At 38.4% G+C, this 20930-nt stretch carries 20 protein-coding genes; 6 read left to right on the top strand and 14 right to left on the bottom strand.

Going from position 1 to position 20930, the window contains the following annotated elements; translation table 11 throughout:
- Window positions 1-52 precede the first annotated feature (52 nt).
- From ABJQ32_00555 to ABJQ32_00545, 3 genes are all read right to left on the bottom strand, one after another.
- On the bottom strand, window positions 53-1102 hold the full coding sequence (locus tag ABJQ32_00555) for a PA0069 family radical SAM protein (GenBank protein ID MEP5288103.1): 1050 nt from the start codon (window positions 1100-1102) through the stop codon (window positions 53-55).
- A 30-nt stretch (window positions 1103-1132) separates the two neighbouring features.
- Entirely contained in the window at window positions 1133-1672 is a 540-nt protein-coding gene (locus tag ABJQ32_00550) for a rhomboid family intramembrane serine protease (GenBank protein MEP5288102.1), read from the bottom strand.
- Window positions 1673-1739: 67 nt separating this feature from the next.
- Window positions 1740-2201 (bottom strand): hypothetical protein, encoded by a 462-nt coding sequence (locus ABJQ32_00545; GenBank protein MEP5288101.1) that lies wholly within the window; start codon window positions 2199-2201, stop codon window positions 1740-1742.
- A gap of 132 nt (window positions 2202-2333) precedes the next feature.
- Between ABJQ32_00545 and ABJQ32_00540 the strand changes: the two genes are divergently transcribed.
- Window positions 2334-2654: an Hpt domain-containing protein gene (locus ABJQ32_00540; protein ID MEP5288100.1), complete on the top strand. Its 321-nt coding sequence runs from the start codon at window positions 2334-2336 to the stop codon at window positions 2652-2654.
- Here ABJQ32_00540 and ABJQ32_00535 read toward each other — a convergent pair.
- From ABJQ32_00535 to ABJQ32_00505, 7 genes are all read right to left on the bottom strand, one after another.
- Window positions 2651-3289, bottom strand: a complete 639-nt coding sequence (locus ABJQ32_00535; GenBank protein ID MEP5288099.1) for an ElyC/SanA/YdcF family protein — start codon at window positions 3287-3289, stop codon at window positions 2651-2653. The two genes, ABJQ32_00540 and ABJQ32_00535, sit on opposite strands and share 4 nt — an antisense overlap.
- Window positions 3286-3948, bottom strand: a complete 663-nt coding sequence (locus tag ABJQ32_00530) for an RNA methyltransferase (protein MEP5288098.1) — start codon at window positions 3946-3948, stop codon at window positions 3286-3288. The genes ABJQ32_00535 and ABJQ32_00530 overlap by 4 nt, the downstream gene beginning before the upstream one ends.
- Window positions 3945-6539 carry a DNA gyrase/topoisomerase IV subunit A gene (locus ABJQ32_00525; GenBank protein ID MEP5288097.1) on the bottom strand — a complete coding sequence of 865 codons (2595 nt, stop codon included), beginning with the start codon at window positions 6537-6539 and terminating at the stop codon, window positions 3945-3947. The genes ABJQ32_00530 and ABJQ32_00525 overlap by 4 nt, the downstream gene beginning before the upstream one ends.
- Window positions 6540-6857, bottom strand: coding sequence for a hypothetical protein (locus tag ABJQ32_00520; GenBank protein MEP5288096.1), 318 nt, complete (start codon window positions 6855-6857; stop codon window positions 6540-6542).
- The gene (locus ABJQ32_00515) at window positions 6850-7467 is read right to left on the bottom strand and encodes a SatD family protein (protein MEP5288095.1); all 618 of its coding nucleotides are present in this window, start codon (window positions 7465-7467) and stop codon (window positions 6850-6852) included. The genes ABJQ32_00520 and ABJQ32_00515 overlap by 8 nt, the downstream gene beginning before the upstream one ends.
- Window positions 7468-7610: 143 nt before the next feature.
- Entirely contained in the window at window positions 7611-9479 is a 1869-nt protein-coding gene (locus ABJQ32_00510; protein ID MEP5288094.1) for a DNA topoisomerase IV subunit B, read from the bottom strand.
- Window positions 9480-9620: 141 nt separating this feature from the next.
- Window positions 9621-10037, bottom strand: coding sequence for a hypothetical protein (locus ABJQ32_00505; GenBank protein MEP5288093.1), 417 nt, complete (start codon window positions 10035-10037; stop codon window positions 9621-9623).
- A gap of 140 nt (window positions 10038-10177) precedes the next feature.
- Between ABJQ32_00505 and ABJQ32_00500 the strand changes: the two genes are divergently transcribed.
- Window positions 10178-10579: a hypothetical protein gene (locus ABJQ32_00500; protein MEP5288092.1), complete on the top strand. Its 402-nt coding sequence runs from the start codon at window positions 10178-10180 to the stop codon at window positions 10577-10579.
- Window positions 10580-10591: 12 nt separating this feature from the next.
- Window positions 10592-11668, top strand: a complete 1077-nt coding sequence (locus ABJQ32_00495) for a sterol desaturase family protein (GenBank protein ID MEP5288091.1) — start codon at window positions 10592-10594, stop codon at window positions 11666-11668.
- Between the two features lie 127 nt (window positions 11669-11795).
- Here ABJQ32_00495 and ABJQ32_00490 read toward each other — a convergent pair whose 3' ends face one another.
- The 3 genes from ABJQ32_00490 to ABJQ32_00480 are packed head-to-tail and all read right to left on the bottom strand — an operon-like array spanning window position 11796 to window position 13185.
- Window positions 11796-12314: an SRPBCC family protein gene (locus ABJQ32_00490; protein MEP5288090.1), complete on the bottom strand. Its 519-nt coding sequence runs from the start codon at window positions 12312-12314 to the stop codon at window positions 11796-11798.
- Window positions 12315-12337: 23 nt separating this feature from the next.
- Window positions 12338-12859 (bottom strand): SRPBCC family protein, encoded by a 522-nt coding sequence (locus ABJQ32_00485; protein ID MEP5288089.1) that lies wholly within the window; start codon window positions 12857-12859, stop codon window positions 12338-12340.
- Window positions 12860-12867: 8 nt separating this feature from the next.
- Window positions 12868-13185: a metalloregulator ArsR/SmtB family transcription factor gene (locus tag ABJQ32_00480; protein ID MEP5288088.1), complete on the bottom strand. Its 318-nt coding sequence runs from the start codon at window positions 13183-13185 to the stop codon at window positions 12868-12870.
- A 99-nt stretch (window positions 13186-13284) separates the two neighbouring features.
- On the opposite strand from ABJQ32_00480, the gene mnmE reads away from it, so the two are divergent.
- Both mnmE and ABJQ32_00470 read left to right on the top strand, forming a co-directional pair.
- The gene (gene mnmE, locus ABJQ32_00475; protein ID MEP5288087.1) at window positions 13285-14646 is read left to right on the top strand and encodes a tRNA uridine-5-carboxymethylaminomethyl(34) synthesis GTPase MnmE; all 1362 of its coding nucleotides are present in this window, start codon (window positions 13285-13287) and stop codon (window positions 14644-14646) included.
- Window positions 14647-14756: 110 nt separating this feature from the next.
- Entirely contained in the window at window positions 14757-15401 is a 645-nt protein-coding gene (locus tag ABJQ32_00470) for a hypothetical protein (GenBank protein MEP5288086.1), read from the top strand.
- A gap of 145 nt (window positions 15402-15546) precedes the next feature.
- Here the strand turns inward: ABJQ32_00470 and ABJQ32_00465 are convergent, their stop codons facing one another.
- A complete protein-coding gene (locus ABJQ32_00465) occupies window positions 15547-17076 on the bottom strand; it encodes a M20/M25/M40 family metallo-hydrolase (GenBank protein ID MEP5288085.1) in 1530 nt (509 codons plus the stop codon).
- Window positions 17077-17912: 836 nt separating this feature from the next.
- Between ABJQ32_00465 and ABJQ32_00460 the strand changes: the two genes are divergently transcribed.
- Window positions 17913-20930: hypothetical protein (locus ABJQ32_00460; GenBank protein ID MEP5288084.1), on the top strand; the 3018-nt coding region annotated here is incomplete at its 3' end.

Here is a 20930-nt window from a genome sequence, read left to right as displayed (position 1 = left end):
ACTAGATAAGTATGAAGAGAGACCTCCTGATAGTAATTGGGAGGTTTTTTTCTTAAAAAAGATTATAACTGCCTCCTCGTCTAAAATGAGAAGTTTCTAGAATTGGAAATGTCTTATCATCAAAGTATTTACGTCTGCTCACCTCAAACAATTTTTTGATTATCTCAGCTACTTTTCCGTCTCCTTTTATTCTCCTTTTAAATTCGCTATCATTTACATTTCCTCCATGCAGTTCTTGTACTTGATGCCAAACCTTTTTCGCACGATCAGGGAAGTTCTTTATAAGCCAATCGTGGAATATTTTGCTAATTTGTCCATTTAATCTTACGACTGTATAACCTGCAAAAACTGCCCCAGCATTGGAAGCTGAGCTCAATATTGCAGGTGTTTCATGATGTGTTAAACCAGGAATAATCGGTGCGTTCATCACTCCTACTGGCACACCCACCTTGGAGAGTATTTCCATAGCTCTTAGCTTCTTTGCTGCACTCGCTGTTCTGGGCTCCAATTTTTGTCTAAGCTTCTCATCTAAAGAAGTGATAGAAAAGATCACATGAACCAGGTTAGATTGAGCCAGTTCCTTCAAAACATCAATGTCACGTGTGATGAGGGAATTCTTGGTTATAATTCCAACAGGATTCTGATATTTGTTGAAAACTGAAAGGAGCCTCTTTGTGATTTCCAGTTTCTTCTCCAATGGCTGGTAGCAATCAGTATTCCCACTGAGCATCACTGTTTTTGGTTTCCAGGATGATTTTAGAAATTCTTTTTCTAAAAGTTTTGGAGCATCAGGTTTAACGATAATCTTAGTTTCAAAGTCTAAGCCTGCACTAAACCCCCAGTATTCGTGAGAATTTCTCGCATAGCAATACACACACCCATGCTCACAACCTTGATAGGGATTTACAGAAGCATAAAAACCTAAATCTGGACTATTGTTAGTTGATATAATCTTTTTAGGTGTTTCCTTAAATACCTCAGTCTTGGGTTTTTGTTGTACCATTTCTTCATCTAAACCATCTGTTTCATCGGTGCTAATACTGAGGTTTAGAAACTTGTTGGGGGTATTGATTTGCGCCCCCTTACCCTTCAAATAATCCATTCATTAAAATTACTAAAAATTTTAGTAATTCTATTTATTCTTTGAGATAGTAAAGGCGCTAACTGCTCCAACAATTGCGCCCATCAAGTGAGATTCCCAGCTAATTCGATCATCTAAAGCAAGTAAGCCGTAAGCCATCCCACCATAGAAAAAAATTACCACAAGACTTATGATTACTGATGTGAAGTTCCTTTTAAATAGTCCATAAAAAACTAGAAATGATGCAAGCGCATAGACTAATCCACTTGCTCCGATGTGATAGAAAGGCCTACCGAATACCCAAACCAATATATTCGTAAAGAAATAAGCATATAAAAAAACCCGAGTAGCTATTAATGGAAAAAAGAAGAAGATACTCCCACCTAAAACAAGAAGTGGAATTGTATTGGATACTAAATGATTGAAATTACCATGTAGCAATGGTGCCATGAAAATTCCCACTAGTCCTGTTATATCTCTTGGATAGATTCCTAGGTATCCTAAGTCGGTTTTAAGATAAAACTCTATGCTGTAAACAAGCCACATAAAGAAGCAGAGCCTTAAAGGTGGTACTATTCCGGACTTGTTCATAGTTGAATTTAAACAAAAAACCCTGACCTCAAGTTTTGAAATCAGGGCTTAAATATTCTAATGAATGTTAGCCTAGCTCCTTAATCATTTTAAGCTCCATCAGCTTCGATTCTTCATAGCTTACAGATAGATAGCCCAAAACTCCTCCAGATGCTTCTGCAATCTTTTTAGCTAAATCCTTAAGGCTTGCATGATACTTCACCGCAAAGTTCTTCTCAATTTTAGGTAAAATGAAGTTGAGCTTTCTCAGTTCGGTAGAAATTGCTTCAATTCTAGCATCAGTACCTGATGGAAGTTCATCAATTAACCTATTGAAGTTATCTTCAAACTGCTCTCCTACCAACTTATAAAAGTCAGCTAATTGTTCTCTGGATCTACTTTGCTTATTCCTGGCAATTTCTATTGCTTCCTTACGCTCTGATTTATCAATTTTTCCATCAGCACCTGCAATAAGTATTGCTACATATACCGGCGATTGTAGTATCACCTGGATCTCGTCTTCTCTTAATGGTTCAAATTCTGGGATCATTCCTTTTAATTTCAAATTTTCGGCTCGAAAATACAAAATTATTTGCTGTATTGATATTGACATCATCCCTAAATTTTGGTTATGCTTTTTACCTAGAGAGATATTACATTTATAACTTGGATTAAGCAAAATATGGAAAAAATAGATTTTACCTACCTAGAGGTTCTGAGCGAAGACGATGAAGATTTCAAAAAGGAGTTTATTGAGACATTTGAAGCAACTTATACGTCTTTGGTGAAAAAGATGAAAGATGAATTGGCGAGTGGTGACTTAGATAACTTGTCTAAGTCTGCTCATCAATTGAAGCCGTCGGCGAAGATGATTCAACTTTCATGCGCTGAGACTTTGGAAGATTTACAACATCATCCAAATAATGCTACCAGCGATATTTTAAACGAAATCAATGCGCAGTGTGAAGATGCACATAGACAGTTAGTAGAATGGGCTAGTTAATTATTGATAGGTAAAGCGATCTCTTCACCCAGATACTTGGGTTTACGTTGTAAGACATATAAGTCTAGCACAGCAACAGTTCGGGCAAGTACTTCACGGAAAGCTAGTGAGTTTCCTATGGGACCTCCATCATCCGCAGATACGGCAATGGCATTCATATCCAGATAATTAGCAATGAATAAGGACCTATAGCAATGAAATTGCTGTGTTACAATCGTTACCCTTGTTTGACCAAAAACCTCTTTGCACCTTACTACTGAATCAAGTGTTCTAAGACCTGCAAAATCTAATGAAATATCTTCTTCTGGGATATTAAGGTCTCCAAGTGCATGTAGCATGTCGCGAGGTTCATTATAATATCTCGTTCTATTATCCCCACTCACCAAGATATGCTTGATCCTTTGACTTGAATGAAGAGAAGCTGCAGTATTCATCCTTTCTACGAAAAAACGATTGGGCTTTCCTTCAACCGTACGCTTACTTGTGCCTAGTACCAAGGCAACATCATTTCTAGGTATGTTTTCTGGTTGATAGATTAAGTCTTTTGTAGATTGAACTACCCAAATATTGGTTCCAAGAATAAAAAAGAAAAGCATGAGTAGCATCCATAAACCAACTTTAATAACTTTTTTCATACATCTACTCCCTTTGTTCTAAGTATGAGGTCAGCTTCGCGAACAATTTTTCTATACCATTCAGATCTCAATTTGAGTTTTTCTTGGTCGGTAATAGATGGCCATTGTCCTAATTTGGATTTCAGAACAGTCAGGCATATTGCAGCGCTAACAGAAAGATTAAAGCTTTCAGTGAATCCACTCATTGGAATATGAACAAATCCATCTGCCTTTTCCCCAGCATCTTTTGTTATTCCATCCGATTCTGTCCCAAAAACAATGGCTGTTTTTTCTAAATGATCCAAATCATGTATTGATCTGGAAGTTTCATTGAGAGATGTAGCATATATCTTATAGCCATTCTCTCTCAGCGATTGATAGCAGTCTTCAATATTATCTTCTCCATCACCGTAATGATGCATGGTAATCCATTTGGTAGCACCTTGAGTGATATGAGAATTTACTGAATATTCATTTTTGTTCTCTATGAAGTGCAAATCCTGAATACCCATGCATTCTGCAGTTCGCAAAACAGCGCTTACATTGTGTGGTTTATCAATATCTTCAAAAACCAAAGTGACATGTCGTGTTCGTTCAGCAAGCACTTTATCAATCAAGTCTTGTTTATTTTCTGAAACAAACTTCTCAAGAACATCGATGATTTTCGCAGCTTTTGTCATTCTTTCTTCTCTCCAAAGAGACCTAATTGGTTCTCTTCATCTTCCTCTTCTATTTCAATTTTTATCGTGTCTTTAATTGCATCTAAATCAATTATTGGTTCAGGCTTTTCGTCTTTGATAAGATCTACAGAGATAACTTGTTGCACAGGTAGCTTATTTCCAATGGCTTTCCATCCCTTAATATCAATCAGACTCATCAAATCCAACTTTTTCTTCTCATGCTTTCTTCCTTCCTTGTAAGTCACCTCAACGTCCGTTTCTATTCCTTTGGATATAAAAACAAGCTTGGAACTTCTCGCTTCTGTGACAAATGGGAATTTCTTATCTGGGGTATTGGTCTCAATAATAAATCGTTTGACATAGAATGTTTTCGACTCTCCATCGTAATGAATGGCATTAAAAGAAGTATCACTTTCAAGCTTATATATGCCCATCACATTATTAAAATCATAATGATTGGTGAGTTCAAATGACGTGGTTTCATAATTTCCATCTTTATAGAAAACTGCAATTTGATCCTCAGACATAAAGTTGCCTAAGAGATCTCCTCGATCCTCTCTATTCAGCCTACCAATTGTCGGGTCATACCAGATATCAACACCCCCAAGGGTTGATTTTCCTTCTTCTTTAAGGACAACCTTTCTAACGGGGTATTTAGTAAGGATATTACCTCCGGCTCCTCTTCCTTTGATTTCCAATTCAGAGAAGTCAAAATCAAATATTTTCTTTCTAGCTGAGCTTGATTGTGTAAGTGAAGCCGTCACCAATTCTGCCTCGCCATTTGGGTTGGCAGTAAAATATAGCACCTTAGATCCTTTAGCTCCTTTTGTCAGATCATACTCCCTGTCTCTTGTGACTGATAGTACCTGAAAACGTTTCACATATGTCTTTCCTGATCCTGCATCCAAATACGCAAGATTATAGACCATGCGCTCATCGTTCTTCTTAAACACTCCTGCATATAGAATATCCTTTCCAACAAATGTTTTGTCCTGAATACGCGTCACAACACATTTACCATCTCCAGTAAAAGCGATGATGTCATCGATATCTGAGCAGTCACTCACAAATTCATCTTTCTTTAGTCCGTATCCTACAAATCCATCCTTGCGATTCACATAGAGTTTCGCATTGTTTGCTGCGACTACCGTAACATTGATTGTATCGAAGTTTGTTATCTCAGTTTTACGTTCCCTTCCTTTACCATACTTCTCGAGCAAGTTTTGGTAGTAAGCAATTGCATACTCAGTGAGGTTATCCAGATTATGATCAACCCTACCTATCTGATCAGTTAAATCCTGAATTTGCGCATCTACTTTGCTTGTGTCAAAGCGTGTGATACTACTCAACGGTTTGTCAATGAGTCGTTTGTAATCTTCATTCGTAATCTCTCTGTAGAAGATGTCAAAAAACGGAGTAAACAAAGTATGTAAGACTTCATAGCATTTTTGAAGGTCACCGGAGTTCTCATAGTCCGGATGTTTATACATCCCTTCATTGATGAAAATTTTAAGCAAATTGCTAAAGAATATCTTCTCTTTCAGCTCCGATTTTTCAATTTCCAGCTCTTGCCTTAAAAGATCAACCGTCTGATCAACAGATTGATTTAGTATTTCTGATATGCCCAAAAACATAGGCTTATCATCTACAATCACACAGGCATTTGGAGAGATAGAAACTTCACAATCCGTAAATGCATAAAGCGCATCCATAGTGATGTCTGGTGATGTTCCAGATGCGAGACTCACCAATATCTCAATATCTTTAGCAGTATTATCTACCACCTGTTTAATCTTTATCTTCCCCTTATCGTTTGCTTTAACTATCGACTCTATTAGAGACGTAGTTGTAGTTGCATACGGTATCTCTTTGATCACCAATGTAGACTTATCCAGCTCTTCTATCACAGCTCTTACACGGACTTTGCCACCTCGCTTGCCGTCATTGTAATCGCTGACGTCAACCTTTCCTCCCGTAAGGAAGTCAGGGTATAATTTGACTTTCTTTCCTTTTAGTATTGCAATACAGCCTTCAAGGATCTCACAGAAGTTATGAGGTAACATCTTTGTGGAAAGGCCCACGGCAATGCCTTCCACACCTTGTGCAAGCAGCAATGGAAACTTTACTGGGAATGTAATTGGTTCTTTCTTTCTACCATCATATGATAGTTGCCATTTAGTTGTCTGAGGGTTGAAGATGACTTCTAGGGCAAACTTGGACAGACGTGCCTCAATGTATCGAGCTGCGGCTGCTGAATCGCCTGTTCGGACATCTCCCCAGTTTCCTTGAGTATCTATCAGTAAATCCTTTTGGCCTAAGTTGACAATGGCGTCTCCTATAGATGCGTCTCCATGCGGATGGTATTGCATAGCGCTACCAATGATGTTGGCAACTTTATTATAACGACCGTCATCCATCTCCTTCATGGCATGCAGAATCCTACGTTGTACCGGTTTCAATCCATCATTGATAGCAGGAACGGCTCGTTCAAGGATTACATAAGAAGCATAATCCAAAAACCAGTTTTCGTACATTCCTGATATAGGAATGACATCTTGTATTTCATCTTCTCTTTCGTGTTCTTCTCCCATTTAAAAACAATATTGGCTCATCAAGTAATACCCGATGACTATTAAAACTGAGACTAGATTCCCAACAAGGAAATAGTCATTTGAAATTTTATCATCGTCTTTTAGACGTGTTGCGATCTTTAGTGCGCCAAAGAATGCCATCCCTTGAGGTAGGTCCACAAGTAAAATGATATATAAAAAGCCACGCTCCAATGCACCTCTTAATACACTGCTAAGTGTTAATCCCTTACCAAACATTTTTGTTACCAGAAAGAAAACAGCCAGAGTTACTATCTCTCCTACAACATATATGGCGCTATGGATGATGTAGTTATCCATCTATTAGGTGGTGTATAACTTCCTTACATAGTAGATACTCATCAATCGCCAGGCTCTTCCTTCTCCTCCAAAGAGAGGAATCATCCTTCTGCTGAATTTTAGCCAGAGCTTTATAATCATGTCCTTGCAAAAAACCAGAGACTGTGCTCCTGTCTTTGGGATGCCAACCATCAATGAAGTGTTGCGTGATTTTCATCATTTTATTGATCTCCTCGCTTGCGTTAATTGATACCAGAAAGCGTCCATTTTCTTTCTTCATTCCGTTCAACATGTTTCGAGCATCCGTTAGACCTGGACCCAACATTTCGTACGCTTTTTCCTTGTTAATGGGAGTTTCTACATCTCCTTCATTCAGTACATAGCGTAACTTGAAATCAAATTCTTCCTCTAAAATGTATTCTTCCATTGCGAGAATGATATCAATTCCTTTGGATGCCGATGTTACAATGCCTTGAAATTCGTCTCCCAACGTAATTGTAAGTGGCGACTCAATCGATTCTCCATATATCATATTGGTCCACTTTACCAGCACCTGAAAGTCTGACATAAGTGTCTTACTATCTTTTTCGTGACTACTCACGATATCCGCCATAAGAATGAACCTGTTCATTGATCTATTTTACAAAATTCAATTTATTGTATTTTTTTTACAAAAAATCATTATTTGTATAATTATTACAATTCAATATTTAATGATGATCAATTTGAGCCTATTTTAAGTGTATACTCATGATGAGACCTAATACAACTCCATCAAATAACTTCTACTTTTTCCTCTACCAAGTCTTTCTCCACACGAAGTTTATCTATAATAAATTGCTGACGATCAGGTGTGTTCTTACCCATATAGAATGTTAGCAGGTCTTGGATACTAGTGTCTTTTTGAAGAATAACCGGATCTAGACGAATATTATCTCCAATGAATTCAGCAAACTCTCCAGGGCTTATCTCTCCTAATCCTTTGAATCGTGTGATTTCAGGTTTACTTCCAAGCTTAGCAATTGCATTCCTTCGCTCATCTTCACTATAACAATAGATCGTTTCCTTCTTATTTCTAACCCTGAATAGAGGAGTCTCCAAAATAAAAATATGATTGTTTCTAACCAGCTCAGGAAAGAATTGCAAGAAATATGTTAGCAGAAGCAAGCGAATATGCATACCATCTACATCAGCATCTGTTGCAATAACAATCTTTCGATATCGTAACCCCTCCAGTCCATCTTCTATATTCAGTGCATGTTGTAGCAAGTTGAATTCTTCATTTTCATAAACTACTTTCTTGGTATGCCCAAAACAATTGAATGGCTTACCTCTAAGAGAAAAGACAGCCTGAGTTTGTACGCTACGTGATTTCGTAATTGATCCACTTGCTGAATCTCCCTCCGTGATGAAAACCATGGTCTCATCCTTGATCGCATCGTCTCCCTTTTTATCATTGAAATGAATACGGCAATCCCTTAGTTTTTTGTTGTGAAGGTTGGCTTTCTTAGCTCTGTCATTCGCCAATTTTTTAATGCCCGCTATTTCCTTTCTCTCGCGTTCAGATTGTTGAATTCGTTTCAACAATGCATCCGCTGTACTTGAGTTCCGGTGGAGAAAATTATCTAATTCTGTTTTCACAAAATCATTGACAAAGGTTCGCATAGTCGGACCTTCGGGCCCTACATTTTGAGAACCAAGTTTCGTTTTTGTTTGGCTCTCAAACACTGGCTCCTGTACTCGTACAGCTATAGCTCCTATTACGGCCGAACGAACATCTGCCGCATCGAAGTTTTTCCCGTAAAATTCTCGTACGGTTTTAACAACAGCCTCACGAAAAGCTGCAAGGTGAGTCCCTCCTTGTGTTGTATATTGGCCATTGACAAACGAGTAGTATTCTTCTCCATACTGATTGGCGTGAGTAAGTGCCATTTCAATATCTTCTCCTCTTAAATGAATGATTGGATAACGAATGTTTTCTACGTCTGCTTTGCGAGTCAAAAGGTCTTTTAGTCCGTTTTCAGAATGATATTTTTTTCCATTCAAAACGATTGTCAAACCTGCATTTAGATAGGCGTAATTCCACATCAAATTGTCCAGATATTCAGGAATGAAATGATAGTTTTTGAAAACGCTATCATCAGGTTCAAAAATGATTTGCGTACCATTTCGTCCCTCCGCTTTTTTGACATTCGAATCATTGGTTACTTCTCCTCTTTCAAATTCAGCCACTTTCGTCTCTCCGTCTCTGTAGCTCTGAACTTTGAAGTAATTCGATAAAGCATTTACAGCTTTCGTACCAACGCCATTTAGGCCTACTGATTTTTGGAAAGCGCCAGAGTCATACTTACCACCAGTGTTGATTTTACTTACACAATCCACCACTTTTCCAAGAGGGATTCCTCGGCCATAATCACGCACTGTCACCCGGTGATCAGTTACTTTCACTTCGATGGTACGACCATGTCCCATCATGTGTTCATCGATGCTATTATCAATGATTTCTTTTACCAATACATAGATACCATCATCAGGCGAACTTCCATCCCCCAACTTACCAATGTACATCCCAGGTCTAAGTCGAATATGTTCTTTCCAATCCAGTGATTTGATACTATCCTCAGTATATATCGCTTCAGCCATGCAGTAAAATCGTTATGAATGATTTAATAAACTCTAATTCAAAGTAATGCTAAAAATCCAAGACTTACACGTAACAACCTAGGCAATAGAAGTAGTATTACTTGAAATAAGTCAATTTAAAAATCTGAAATAGAGGAAGTTCTATTTCTTTTGAAGAATGAAAAAAAACAGGCCAATTATCCAAAATACTAGAAAGATCGGTCCTAAATAATTTAAATAAGCATAGTTAGAAGGATCTATACTGCTTGCATTATTGAGAACGCCAAGAAAACCGATAAGCGTAGTAAGGTAGAAATTCACAATGAAAATGATCGTTCGAATCCATGCAGTAAGATCTGTGGATAAATTCCTACTCCCTAGATTAATTCCAATTCTAAGGATAATGTTTACAGTTACAAACCCTCCAAAAGCATAATAGAAGAATGTTTGTTTATGCATGCCTTTTACTCCTTCCAAACTTAAGTCTACCATGATCGGTAAGTAGGCATAAATCACCAATAATATTACTGTGAATAAGAAGACTGAAACAGCATTAAGCACTTTGACTGCTTTGATCATATTTTGGAAAAATTTGTAATAAATAATATTAACGATATACTAACCAAGCAAAGGTAGACTACTAAAAATGATCAATTGATTTAGGAAGAAAATAATTATCCATTTAACACAGTAGTTTGCTAATGTTAAACCTAAAGTACATGAAAAAGAAAAAATTATTTGCCGTCTTAAATATTGTTGCATTCTTTCTCTTGGCATTTAGCGTATCCTTTGAATTTGCCAATCATCAACTTGAATTAACTCTCCTACTCATTGGCTTAATCGGAACGTTAGTTTCGGCAGCATTCTCTGTTTTCAATCAAAAAGTGTGGAATGCTTCTCATGGACCTAGGGAAGCTCAATATGAAGGAGCATTTAAATTATTAGTGAGTGTGATATTCATGCTTATTATCATCAAAGCGATTCTCAGTATTGCTCACTTAATTCCAAACAGCTTAGATATTTTCAACTTCTTTACATGGATTGTAGGATATACGGCGATGGTATCTCCTAACCTTATTCACATTTTTAAAGATCACGCTAAATCAAAGTCGACCGTGTAGTATTTTTGGTAGATGGATTTTAATCCGATCATTCTATCGATTCCGATCTATTTTATTTTGATAGGGTTTGAATTGATTTTTCAATTGGTCAAGAATGTAAAAATCTATCGAACAAACGATGCAATTTCCAATATTGGTTGTGGAATATTCTCTCAGGTAACGAATGCCATTTGGGGTGTTGTCTCCATAGGTATATATCAATACACCTACCAATATTGGTCTATCACTCAAATACCTAATACATGGTGGAGCTACCTTATCCTATTCCTGTTGATTGACCTTTGTTATTATTGGTTTCATAGAGCGAGCCATGAAGTGAATTTCCTGTGGAATACTGCTCATGTAGTACATCATCAAAGCGAAGATTACAACCTATCTGTTGCGCTTCGACAAGCTTCTTTTGGTGGTGTCTTCTCCATGGTGTTTTACCTTCCATTGGCTCTCGTTGGATTCAATACTTATGCATTCCTGATAGTTAAGGGAATCAACCTGATTTATCAATTCTGGATACATACGGAAGCTATAAATAAACTTCCAAGATGGTTTGAATATCTATTCAATACTCCATCTCATCATCGTGTGCATCATGGACGAAATCCAAAGTACATCGATCGAAATCATGCCGGGACATTGATGATTTGGGATCGAATGTTTGGAACATTCCAAGCGGAAGAAGAAAAACCTACCTATGGGGTAACCAAACCGGCAAATACCTGGAACCCAATTTGGGCCAACATTCTACCTCTTGTAGATATGACTAAGCAAATGAAATCCACTCCTGGTTTCTGGAATAAGCTAAAGGTGCTCTTCTACAAACCTGGCTGGAAGCCTGTGGAACTTGGTGGCTATCAGATGGCTCCAGAAGTTGATAAGAAGACTTACCAGAAGTATGATGAGCACCCACACATGCCTATGATCCGGTATGTGTTTGTTCAATTCATCCTGGTGTTGATTTTAACTGCTTATTTTCTATTTACACTCAAGCAGTATGACTTCTATGTCAAACTAGCTCTGGCAGGATTCATTATGTGGTCAATCACTCAACTGGGAATTTTGATGGAGAATAGAAAAAAATTGGATTCCGGGTGAACATATTAGATTAGTTGCTTCTGCGGCTATAATAGTGTTTCTACTAGAAGGAACAACCTCCTACATCATTGCAGGAGGGTTTCTTGTTATTTTCGAATTTTGGCTGATGCGAGCGAAAAGTGAGTATCTACACTAGTTTCTCGTAAGCTTCCTCGAGAGCCATATGAGTAGTCCAAAAGCCGCCTTCGTGTGCTCTCCGTGATAATTGATCAGAAAGAATATCCAAGTGTGTATGCCACCCAGCCATTGTTCCGACTCGCGTTTCTTTGTCGTCTTGAAGTTTTTCATGCGTTAGTGTAAGTTTAACACCTTCATCCAAAGTCTCAAGTCTAAATGTCACCACTCCTTCCCACTCAATCACGAATAAATGTGGAGCTTCACATTTAATGACTTTAGCTTGGGAAACAAAACCATCTCCAAATTCCTCATACTTAGCTGGAGGTGATTCCAATGGGGAGGAAAGTTGGTTGTTATTGAAAACGAAGGCTATGTTGCCCCCAACTTCAAGACTTGAGCTGCCTCCTGTAAACCATTTCTTGCGTTTGTCTACATCAGTCAGATACTCCCAAACTCGTTCGATTGGGCCTGGAAGTATACGTTCAAATTGTAGCGTAGTGGGGTCTATTAGTTCTCCATATTTATTCATAATGATGCCATTTTAGGGTTAAATCAAAAGAAGATTTCAGTATATTCCTTTTCCATATTCATATGAACACTCCAAAATCCTTTGGGGTCTTTTCCGTTCATTCGATCTACGAGAATATCTAAATGCGTGTGCCAGCCACCCATTGTTCCTACACGCTTGTCCTTATCGTTTGGTAAATTGGAATGTGTTAGTGTGAGCTTAACTTGATCATCAATTTCTTCTAATTTGAAGGTTACCTCTCCTCCTTCCCATCCGATTATCAGAAGATGTGGTTCATCATAGGTTAGTACATCAGCAACGGAGATCGTTCCACCTTCCATACCTTTATACTTTTCAGGCATGGGGTCTTTAGCAGGTGAAAGATTATTGTGATTGAATTGATATTCAACCTTTCCTCCTGAGTTGTTATCCATCTCTCCTCCTGCAAACCATAGCGCACGTTTATCTGCGTCGGTAAGGTATTCCCAAACACGTTCTATCGGGCCAGGCAAAAGGCGTTCAAATTGAATGGTGTGATCGTTGATTAATTTGCCGTATTTATCCATCGTTGTAGTTATTTATTGTTTGTGTCTTCTTTTAATAGAGCCTCTAACTTATCAAGGCTTGTATTCCAGAAACGTCTGTATTGATGCACCCATAATGCAATCTCCCCAAGTTTATCTAGCTCAGCATGACAGTAACGCTCTCTCCCTTTCTTCTCAATCTTGACTAATCCACATTCTCTAAGAATACGGACATGCTTAGATACTGCCGGCCTGCTCATATCAAAGTTGTCAGCCAGTTCATTCACATTTCTGGATTGATGAGAGACTAATCCAATAATCTCTCTTCTAGTGGGATCTGCTATTGCTTGAAATACATCTCTACGCATAATATGAAACCTTTTGGTTACAATTATAGATAAAAGAAACCAAACGGTTACATTTTAATAAATATTTCAACTCATCTCCTTTATTATCATCTTTGTAGAATGTCTCATATCAATGACACTATTACAGCACTTGCCACACCTCCAGGACAGGGCGCCATTGGAATTATTCGCGTCTCTGGACCTGAGACGATTTCAATAGTAAATGAGCTATTTAAGGGAAAAAACCTCCTAGAGGTAGCTTCTCATACGATTCATCTTGGTACCATCAGGAATGATCAGAATGAGATCATTGATGAAGTGCTTGTTTCTATTTTCAAAGGGCCCCACTCCTATACGAAGGAGGACGTTATTGAGATCTCCAGTCATGGATCACAATACATCCTTCAGAAAGTTTTGAGCCTCCTGGTTACTAAAGGAGCTCGCTTGGCCAAACCGGGAGAGTTCACACAGAAAGCTTTTCTTAATGGGCGATTTGATTTGGCACAAGCTGAAGCAGTAGCTGATCTTATCGCATCGGAGAATGCAAGCATGCAGCAGACAGCTATGAAACAAATGCGTGGTGGATTTTCAAACGAAATCAAAACCCTGAGAGAGCAACTCGTACACTTCGCATCCATGATCGAATTGGAGCTTGACTTTGCGGAAGAGGATGTGGAGTTTGCAGATAGGCAAGGCCTGATTGATTTGATCAATAAAATTCAAATACTTATTCAGTCTTTGATTGCCAGTTTTGAATACGGAAATGTCATTAAAAATGGTGTCCCTACCGTCATCGTTGGGAAGCCCAATGCTGGCAAGTCTACACTTCTAAATGCTTTGTTAAATGAGGAGAAAGCTATTGTATCGGATGTAGCAGGAACTACGCGTGATTTTATAGAAGATCAAATCTACCTCGATGGTATTGCTTTCCGTTTCATAGACACAGCAGGCATAAGAGAAACAGATGATGAAGTAGAAATCATTGGTGTGCGCCGAACATTGGAGAAGATGAAACAAGCAGGGCTTGTTATCTACCTATTTGATCTAGTGAATGAATCAATTGAATCGATTGAAGAGCAGCTTAAAGGGCTGTTGTCATCTGACGTGCCATTCATCATTGTGGGTAATAAAATGGATCAAGCGGATACATTTTTGCAAGATCGATTGATCAAGGAAAATGCGGTATTCATTTCTGCTAAGGAAAAAAACAATCTGGAAGCGCTGAAAGAGCGACTGAAGTCATTCATAGATATTCCTACTCAAAGCAACGTTGTTGTGACCAATGCCCGTCATTTGCAAAGCCTACAACAAACCGATGATGCCTTGAACCGAGTGATCGAAGGAATCAATATGCAGATGAGTAACGACCTGGTAGCACAAGACATACGCTCTGCACTCTTCCACTTGGGAGAAATCACTGGTGAAGTCACCACGGATGACTTGTTGGAGAATATTTTTAGTAAGTTCTGTATTGGGAAGTAGCAAATAGACTATCTTAATATTGCAATAGCTCCAGACACCAAAATCATCAAATGCGAGGCTCTCTTCTTACTTTTGTAATCGTTTGTTTACTATTCTTCAATACTCGGCTCATGAGCCAAGACAAAATGGAGCTACAGTCTCTATCTCAAATTTCTGAATTTGTGGATACACTCAATGTTAAGCCAAATCATGTTAGAATCTCTGTCACATGGCTTAGCGACACTATAGAAATCAGATCTTTAATTCATCCTGTAAAATACAATCTCGAATTGATGCGAAAACTCAAGAAGGATTCAACTTTTACTCCCACAATTGAAGAAGAGGAACGTCTAAAAAGCATTATGAAAACAGGAGCGCAGAACTGTTACAGCAATGCGTTGCAACGCTACTTTAAATTCAATAAAATTGAAGCTGAAATGTTATTCAACGAAGATGTAGGGATAACAAGAAAAACATTCGAAACCATTGTTAATAATACTTTCATCAAAACGAACCAGTTTTCCACGAAAAACAAAAAACACTTCAAAGACCAATTGGATGATGGAACATTGATTGTTTTTAGGAATAAATCCAATTGGATGAATCATGCTTTCTATTACGAAAACGGAGTTTTCTACTCCAAAAATGGTGCGTCTATGTTAAAAGAATACAGCAAAATGAAAGACATCTTTAAAAAGTATTGGGATACTCCTATCGTAGAATTTTACGAAATGAATGAAAACAAGGTATCCAACTTCTTAATAGAGAGTAAATGAGTGCCACTCCTACTTCCTCCTCCACTGATGACTTACTGGAGTAATATTTTCAGTAAGTTTTGTATCGGGAAGTAAGTTATTGTGAAAACAAAAAAGACCCTGAATTACTTCAGGGTCTCAAATTACATGAACCAGTTAGGGCTTTTTATTCTTTGATCTCTATCACTTCTCTAGGAAGCATCTCATCCCTCATCGCCGTATTATACACAAAACCTGCAACGATAGTAGCTATCTGTTTCAGGTCATCGATTACTAATCGCTCATAGGTATCCATATTGGTATGGTGCGTTCTGGACCAATACTCTACAGGGTCTTGAATGAACTGAAAACCTGGTATACCAATAGCATCAAATCCTAAATGATCAGTACCTCCCGTATTTCTAGCAGTGATCGTCGTATTTTCCATTATGTCATCAAATGAACTAAACCAATTTTTAAAAATTGGACCTACTTCTTCATTGCCCTGAAGGTAGATACCTCGAATTCGCCCCGTACCATTATCGATGTTATAATAGGCAGATATTTTCTTTTGTTCGGATTTCAAACTCATTGTTTCAGCATCTCCAAAATGATTTTTCACATAATTACGTGATCCGAAAATACCTTGCTCCTCACCTCCCCAAAGCGCAATTCGAATAGTTCTTTTTGGCTTTAGGCCGACAGCTTTTAAGATTCTAACAGCTTCCATCATCACGATAACGCCCGCACCATTATCTGTTGCCCCGGTTGCTCCATGCCAAGAATCCAAATGACCTCCTAGCATTACTACTTCTGACTTTAGTTTTTTGTCAGAGCCTGGAATTTCTGCAACCACATTATACCCTTGGAGGTCTTCTGTATCAAAAGTTGTTTTTACTTCTGCTTCCATCTCAACTTCTACCCCATTTTCTACTAATCTGGCCATGAGGTTAGCATGCTCAGGTGCCATCTCCAACTCAGTAGCCCCCTTAGGTGTATCTTTTAAGTATCCACGAGGACTGCTAGTGAAGAGCGTCCCATGACGCCCATTTACCCCCTTAATTATGACTGCAACACCTTCTTCCGTTAGGAACGTATTGAGTTTTCCGCTGAATTCTCTTCGCTTGCGAAAAGCGGCGATTTGATCGGGGGTATAAGTACTTCTTGCCGCTCTTGGTTCTTCCATCTCACCGAGATCATCCTCTGAGTAGCGGCGTGCATCAGCCTTAAAGTTAGGAGATTGATCACCGCGAGGCTTGAATGCAACAATAGCTCCTTTCAGCTTCCCTCGATACTTATCAAAATCCTCTTCACTATTGATCTCTACAAAAAGTACTTTACCAGAAATGGCACCTTCAGTGCTTTCCGTCCACGCTTTCGGCACGGCGATAAACGGCATATAATAAGGTTTGGTCATCGCCACATAACTCTTGTTAACTTCCCAACCTCTACCAAATTCTCCCCAAGCCTCTTTCGTTGCATTTTCCAATCCCCACTCAGATAATTGATTGATCGCATAAGTAACGGCTCTTTCATACCCTTTCGAATTGGATAGCCTTGGGCCTGCTTTATCAATCAATTCAAAAGCAATTTTCTCTACTTGTGAATTGTTGAGGCCTTCTTCCTTAATTTTTTCGATTGATGCTGCATCAATCACTTCCTGACCATTTAAAATAAAAACAAATAGCAGTGCCGGGATAAGTAGTATTTTTTTCATAAGATCTTTTTAATAGGTTGAATTTTATAAATCTACAAAAATCAAACTGATACTAAGTAGCATTTTCTACAAGTGGAATTTTGAGACCTTTAATTAGTTGGATGTTCGTTTTTGTAGTAAGAAACTTCTCTTGATAGGTCTACTGCTAATTGTTTTTTTTAAACTTCATTACCATTCAATAAACAGATTGTATGTAGTCTAGGAGATCGAAGGTGGCAAAAGATGGTGTGTTTGAGTATTCGCTACATCCTAGTATGTATTGGTTTATAATGTAAAATATTTTTCCATTGAGTCATTTATAGTAGGGCAAATTTGTCTGATCGTATGAAAGCAAGAAGCAAATATTATTTCCAAAGCATCAAAAAAATTTAGAGCAGCTCGTAGAGAATATTAAATTGACTCGAAAGGGATGTAAGCTAAACTTTAAAAAAATAATTTCTAGCCTCTAAACTACTTACAGTCAAGACCTTATTAAATTCCATTTATAATAGATTTCAAAATTGCTTTAAAATAGCAAACTGTTTTGTTGAAATTATTCAACAAAGTATTAGAATTATCTATTTTTGCGCAGCACAAAAATTTACCTTAGAACTACTACCACACATATGTACACTACCAACCAAGATTACCGCCCTAGCAGGAAGAGTATGTCTACTGCATTTCAATCCATAGTATTTTTCAGACATAAACTACTGTTGTCGACTTTATTGATTTTTTGTTTTCAGCTATCAAGTTCGACTCTATTCGCACAATTTAACTACGACGTTTCGAGAGCAGCCTATGCCGGCTTTGAAGAAAGATTCTATGTGGGAGGACAGGAATCAAATCCGATCTCAATGAAATTCAATACCACCGGCACAAAGATGTTTGTCATGGGTAACTCTGGCGATGACATCAATCAATATACTTTATCGACAGCTTTTGATGTCTCTACAGCTACCTATGACGGTGATGCTGAAAGGTTTTCTGTCTCGGCACAAGAAGCAAATCCTTACAGTTTGGTTTTCAACATTGATGGCACCAAGATGTTTGTATTGGGTGAAAGCAGTGATAATATCAATCAATATACCTTATCCACAGCTTTTGATGTCTCAACAGCTGTATATGATGGCGATGCGGAAAGATTTCCTGTAGCAAGTCAAGATCTAACTCCGACTGATATGGCTTTCAACACAAGCGGCACCAAACTATTTGTATTGGGCATATCCAGTGATTATGTGTACGAATACACTTTATCCGCACCCTTTGATGTTTCTACTGCTATATACGATGGCGATGCAGAAAGATTCCGTGTAGGTCTACAGGAAACTAGCCCATTCTCTATGTCTTTTAATTCTGATGGTACCAAAATGTTTATTTTGGGAAACTCGGGTGATGACATTAATGAATATACTTTATCCGCACCCTTTGATGTTTCGACATCAGTGTTTGATGGGGATACGGAAAGACGCTTAGTGACCAATGAAGCACCAAATCCTTTGTCTCTTACATTTAATGCTGATGGAAGTAAAATGTTCGTGATGGGCAATAACACTGATGCCGTACATGAATATAACTTATTTAATGTAGCTCCTGAAATTGATGGAACATTGGCCGGCCAGGAAGTCAACGATAGATCTACAATAAATCCTTATGCTAGTATTCAAATATTTGAGCCTAATAGTCAAGATGTTTCTGCGACTATCACATTAGATGATAACGCGAAAGGAATTCTCTCCGGTGCTGATCTTGCAGGAACAGGGCCTTATACAATTGCTTCTACGACTCCAGAACTATTGCAAACCATTTTAAGGAACCTAATATTCGATCCTACAGATGATCGGGTCATTTCTGGAGGTTCTGAGACCACCATTTTTACTCTAGTGATTAGTGATGGTGATTTAGCCGCCAGTGATAATACAACGAGTGTTATCTCAAGTACTGATCCATCAGTTACAAGTATTCTTTTATCAGGCAATCCAGATGCTTTCGATACTTCAGTTGATTTCATTGTGACATTTGGTGAAAATGTAACAGGTGTAGATGTTTCGGACTTCACGCTCAACACTTCTTCTCTTGTTACTGCCAACTTAACTGGAGTTAGCGGCAGTGACAACCTATATACAGTAACCGTGGCATCCATATCAGGTGATGGCATTGTTAGTATTGATCTCAATGCTAATGGTACAGGAATTCAGGATGGTGCAAGTAATCCTATCGTCGGAGGTTTTGAAGGGAATATTCATACCGCTGGGTATGCGTTTGATGTAGAAAATGCAGCTTATGCAGGCATTAATGAAAGATTCTCTGTTGCAGAACAAGAAGCAAACCCATATGAAATAGTTTTCAACCCTGGAGGCACAAAGATGTTTGTCATGGGTACGTCTGGGGATGACATCAATCAATATTCCTTATCCACGTCTTTTGATGTATCTACAGCGACATATGATGGTGACGCAGAAAGGTTTTCAGTGTCAACACAGGAAGGAAATCCTTATGGTTTGACTTTCAATAATGACGGAACAAAAATGTTTGTCATAGGTGATAATGATAATGTAAATCAATATACATTATCTGTCGCTTATGATGTATCTACAGCAATCTATGATGGTGACGCAGAACGATTCTCTGTAACCTTCCAAGAAACATCCCCTACTGATTTGCTTTTCAATCCAGATGGAACAAAAATGTTCGTCCTAGGAAACGCTGGTAATGACATTAATCAGTACACGCTTTCAAGTCCATTCGATGTATCTACTGCTGCTTATGACGGAGATACAGAACGGTTTTCTGTAGGTGGTCAAGAATCTACCCCGAACTCAATGGTTTTCAACCCAGATGGTACTAAGATGTATATCATGGGTAGTAGCGGTGATGATATCAATTCATATTCACTATCAACTGCGTATGATATTTCTACAGCCATTTTTGACGGTAATGAAGAGAGGCTTTACATAAATTCATTTGAATCTAACCCTTACGGGTTGGCTTTCAACTCCGATGGAACCAGGATGTTTGTAGTTGGTGGAACCAATGATGTTATTCAGGAATTCACCTTATTTGATATAGTGCCTGAAATCAATGGAGCAGTCGCTAATCAGCAAGTCAATGATCGAACTACCATTGCTCCTTTCGGAGGTATATTAATAACTGAAGGAAACAATCAAGCTGTAACAGCTACGATCACATTAGATGATAATGCAAAGGGAATTCTCTCTGGTGCTGATCTCACAGGGACAGGGCCTTACACAGTGGCCTCTGCTACTCCAGCTTTGTTGCAAGAAACAATACGCAACCTAATATTTGACCCAACTGATGATCGTGTAACTTCAGGAGCTACAGAGACGACCACATTCACATTAGCCGTAAGTGATGGCAATTTGATTGCTAACAATAATACCACAACGGTTATCGTGACTACAGAGCCTTCTGTGATTAGCATAGTCGTATCAGGAGATCCAGGTGCTTTTGACACTTCTGTTGACTTTATCGTAACATTTGAAGAAAACGTGACCGGTGTTAATGGTTCTGACTTCACACTCAATAACTCTGAACGCGTAACTGCAAGTTTGACTGGAGTTAGTGGTAGTGATAATGTGTACACTGTAACTGTAGCATCTATATCAGGTGATGGAATCATTAGCATTGATCTCAATGCTAGCGGAACCGGCATTCAAGACGGATCCGGAAATCCAGCTACTGGAGGTTTTGAAGGAAACATTCATGAAGTTGGGTTTGCATTCGATATAGCAAATGCAGCCTATGCAGGTGTTGAAGAAACATTCAATGTACGCAATCAAGAAGGAACACCGACATCTTTAGTTTTCAATCCGGACGGTACGAAGATGTTTATTATCGGTAGTTCTGGTGATAAC

The sequence above is a fragment of the Marinobacter alexandrii genome, from assembly GCA_039984955.1.
Lineage (GTDB): Bacteria > Bacteroidota > Bacteroidia > Cytophagales > Cyclobacteriaceae > Ekhidna.
This window is presented reverse-complemented; position numbering and strand designations above follow the sequence as displayed.